The 3,101-nt window shown below is 65.5% G+C and carries 6 protein-coding genes and 1 pseudogene; 5 read left to right on the top strand and 2 right to left on the bottom strand.

Annotation, left to right across the window (positions count from 1 at the left end; genetic code table 11):
* Positions 1-80: 80 nt before the first annotated feature.
* Positions 81-173 (top strand): annotated as a pseudogene (locus ACFE71_RS15350) (transposase); the annotation flags it as partial.
* A gap of 19 nt (positions 174-192) precedes the next feature.
* Here the strand turns inward: ACFE71_RS15350 and ACFE71_RS15345 are convergent.
* Together ACFE71_RS15345 and ACFE71_RS15340 are read right to left on the bottom strand one after the other, a co-directional pair.
* Positions 193-621: a type II toxin-antitoxin system VapC family toxin gene (locus tag ACFE71_RS15345; protein ID WP_375429631.1), complete on the bottom strand. Its 429-nt coding sequence runs from the start codon at positions 619-621 to the stop codon at positions 193-195.
* Complete coding sequence (locus ACFE71_RS15340; RefSeq protein WP_375429630.1) at positions 621-875, bottom strand: type II toxin-antitoxin system Phd/YefM family antitoxin; 255 nt, start codon at positions 873-875, stop codon at positions 621-623. The genes ACFE71_RS15345 and ACFE71_RS15340 overlap by 1 nt, the downstream gene beginning before the upstream one ends.
* Positions 876-990: 115 nt before the next feature.
* Between ACFE71_RS15340 and ACFE71_RS15335 the strand changes: the two genes are divergently transcribed.
* The 4 genes from ACFE71_RS15335 (at position 991) to ACFE71_RS15320 (ending at position 3,079) form a co-directional block, all read left to right on the top strand.
* Positions 991-1,497: a hypothetical protein gene (locus ACFE71_RS15335; protein WP_375429629.1), complete on the top strand. Its 507-nt coding sequence runs from the start codon at positions 991-993 to the stop codon at positions 1,495-1,497.
* A gap of 508 nt (positions 1,498-2,005) precedes the next feature.
* Positions 2,006-2,347, top strand: coding sequence for a transposase (locus tag ACFE71_RS15330; protein WP_375429628.1), 342 nt, complete (start codon positions 2,006-2,008; stop codon positions 2,345-2,347).
* A 29-nt stretch (positions 2,348-2,376) separates the two neighbouring features.
* On the top strand, positions 2,377-2,700 hold the full coding sequence (gene tnpB / locus ACFE71_RS15325; RefSeq protein ID WP_375429627.1) for an IS66 family insertion sequence element accessory protein TnpB: 324 nt from the start codon (positions 2,377-2,379) through the stop codon (positions 2,698-2,700).
* 31 nt (positions 2,701-2,731) lie between these two features.
* On the top strand, positions 2,732-3,079 hold the full coding sequence (locus ACFE71_RS15320; protein ID WP_375429626.1) for a transposase: 348 nt from the start codon (positions 2,732-2,734) through the stop codon (positions 3,077-3,079).
* Positions 3,080-3,101: the final 22 nt, after the last annotated feature.

Here is a 3,101-nt window from a genome sequence, read left to right as displayed (position 1 = left end):
ATCGAGTTCGCCTTTCAGCTCAAGGGAACTCTCCACTTTTCCGGGGCAAGTCCAGTTAGCTCGTCAGATGGAGACGAGCGATGCGGCGAGGCCGTTTTACCGAGGATCAGATCATAGGCATGCTGCGTGCGCACGAGGCTGGCGTGAAGACCGCCGACCTGTGCCGCAAGCATACGTCGGGGCCGTGTCGGTTCAGCGGGCCTCGTAAGCCCAAGGATCAAGCAGCGTCGCGCCGGTCGTAACGAAGTCGACTAGATTGCGGGTGACGATCGTCATGTCATGCACGAGACCGGTTGCCGCTATCCAGGCGTCGCGCTCGCTTTTGGGATCGGGAACGTGAAGGCGCGCGCATCGCAGCGCGATCGCGGTATCGAGCGAGAGGATCCGGCCGGCGAACGCCGGCAGTACCTTCTCATGCAGCCAGAGCCGGAGAATAGCGGCTTGCCGGTGATCGCGTCGCTCCAGCTGTGCCATACCGAGCTCGACCTCCATGATCGTCATCGCCGAGAGATGCAGCTGCGCCTGGTCGACGGTGCCGACCCATGCCTCGACAGCCGGATCGATCTTGCCGGAGCGGCGCTTGCGCAGTTCGGACAGAACGTTCGTGTCGAGCAGGTACATCAATCGAAAAGAGCAGGGCGGGGAAACGTCACCGGGCGCGCGAAGTCGATGTCGATGTCACCGACGTCTTCCATGTCGAGGGCGTCGAGGATGTTGGCGGGCGGCCCCTTCAGGCGCTCGAACTCGGCATAGGGCATCACTGCCATGATGGGCTTGCCGCGCTCGGTAATGATGACTGGACCATCGGCCGCGGCGCGCTTGATACGGCCGGGTTCGCGATTGAAGTCGCGGCTCGTGAAAGTTTGCGCGTTCATGCTTGACCTGCAATGTCGTTACGTACAGACAATGCCACGGGCAGTGGAATTGTCAACGATCGTCATTACGAGCGAAGCGACGTCACAGGTATGTCGTGTTCGACCCGCCGGCGCGATGGTTTACGCCGATCCCGGTGCCCTACCGAAGGAGGACATGATGGAAATGCAGGACGCGATGCGGGGGTATGATTATGACCTTCCGCTGAGAGACGTGCTCAACGATCCGGAGACGTCGGACGATCGCCGGGTGCTGGCAGGTGCCACGATCGGGGTCGGCCTCGACACGGCCTATTTCGCGATCGGAGAGCTGGAAGAGGCGTTCGCGACGCTGGCGAACGACATCAGCAATGAGGTGAGCCGGGGCCAGGGCCGCAAGAATCTCGAAGAGATCCTTCGCGACAAGAACCCGTTCCAGATGCGGCTCTGGTATCTCCTGTACGACACGCCCATCGACCAGGCGCAGTCGGAGCTCGCATGGCTGAAGAGCGTCACCTATCGCCGCGGCCGGATGGCCACGGTGATGCGAGACGAGAAACTGGCCGTGACCTACGCCACGGACGCGGCGCTGTGCGAGGGGGTGACGGCCGCGCAGATCATGGCGAACGCGAAAGCGAGGCTCTGAGCGCGGTTGCCGTCAGGCGACCAGCGTAAGGATGCTCTCCGGGTGCTGTGGCCGGCGCCGCGAGACACGAAAGGGCTGAATGGGAGTGTCGGTGCGCACGACGAACTGGTCGACGCCGATGGTCTCACGAAGCTGGACGGCTACGACGTAGGCGTTTTCGATGCTGGCGGCATCGAGACTGACTCGCTGCGGTGCTGCAAAGCGACTTAGGGCAGCGGGAGGTGGTCGAGCCCGGAAAGCACCTGTCCACCTAAAATGCGAACATCCTTTGTTGAACACCAGGTTACCGCAGAGGGCTGGTTCACTTGGCGAAAATACGCACCTGATTGGTTTACGCGCGATGTCCATTAAACGTCCGGATACTGTTGGTGAAGTCGGTTTTCAGGCAGGCGGAATGGACGGCTGCGGGTTAAGCGACATGGGTAAGCGGTGTTCCGGCCCCACGTTGAACTGGCTGGGCTGATCGGCGGGTCTGTGGGCCCTGTCTGGGCAGCTTGGAGCCGTATCGATGTCATGTGCCGATGCCGGCTCTAGCCCGGTTCGCCGGTTCGAGGTGTTCACCGGAACGGGGGCGCGCAGGTCGTGGACGCGCGAGGAGAAGGCTGCGATCATCGCCGAGAGCTACGCGGGTGCCGAGAGCGTGACGGCGGTGACGAGGCGGCACGGGCTCAGGCACACCCAGCTGTTCACTTGGCGGCGCGAGCTGCGCCAGGCGGCCGAGGCGGCGGGCGTTGTCCTGCCGGTGAGGATGACGCCCGAGCCGCTGTTCGTGCCGGCGGTGATCGAGCCGGAGCCGGTGACGGCGGCAGTGATCGCGGCGGTGATCGACGCGCTCAAGACGAAGGCGTGATCGGCCCGGGCACGGACGCGCGCGTGCTGGTGGCGACCCGGCCCGTGGACTTCCGCAAAGGGGCGGGCTCGCTCGCGGCGATGGTGAAGGCCGAGTACGGGGCGGACCCGTTCACCGGCGTCGTCTACGTCTTCCGGGCCAAGCGCGCGGACCGCGTCAAGCTGGTGTGGTGGGACGGCACCGGCCTGTGCCTGATGGCCAAGACGCTGGAGCAGGGCGCGTTCCGCTGGCCCGGCATCCAGGACGGGGTGATGCGGCTCACGGCCGCGCAGCTGGGTGCCCTGCTTGAAGGGCTGGACTGGCGGCGCATGCATGGCGGGCGTCGTGCGCAGGCACCGCAGATAGCCGGTTGAGGGGGTGCGCGGAGCCTGACTCAATGCGGCCGTGCTCGCCGAAGCCGACCTGCCCTCCGATCCGCAAGCGCTCCGCGCCATGCTGGTCGATCGCGACCGGCAGGTCACTGCGCTTGAGCGTGCCAAGCAGGAAGCCGAGGCGGAGCTGGCGCGCTTGGGCGCGATCATCGCCGCCCTCCAGCGGCACCGCTTCGGAGCGCGTTCCGAGCAGCTGCACCCCGACCAGCTGCTGCTTGCGCTGGAAGAGATCGACGCGGCCGTGGGTCGCGTCCAAGCCGGGCTGGACGCGGTCGCGGCCGAGCCGAAGGAGGCGCGCCCGCGTCAGCGCAACCGGGGTAGCCTGCCCGTGATCTTCCCTCGGTGTGGCGGACACCTCTGATAGGCTCCGCAGGAGCCCTGGA

It is taken from the genome of uncultured Sphingomonas sp., from assembly GCF_964237155.1.
Classification (GTDB): Bacteria; Pseudomonadota; Alphaproteobacteria; order Sphingomonadales; family Sphingomonadaceae; genus Sphingomonas.
Note: the sequence above shows the minus strand (reverse complement) of the source record. Positions and strands in the feature narration are given on the sequence as shown.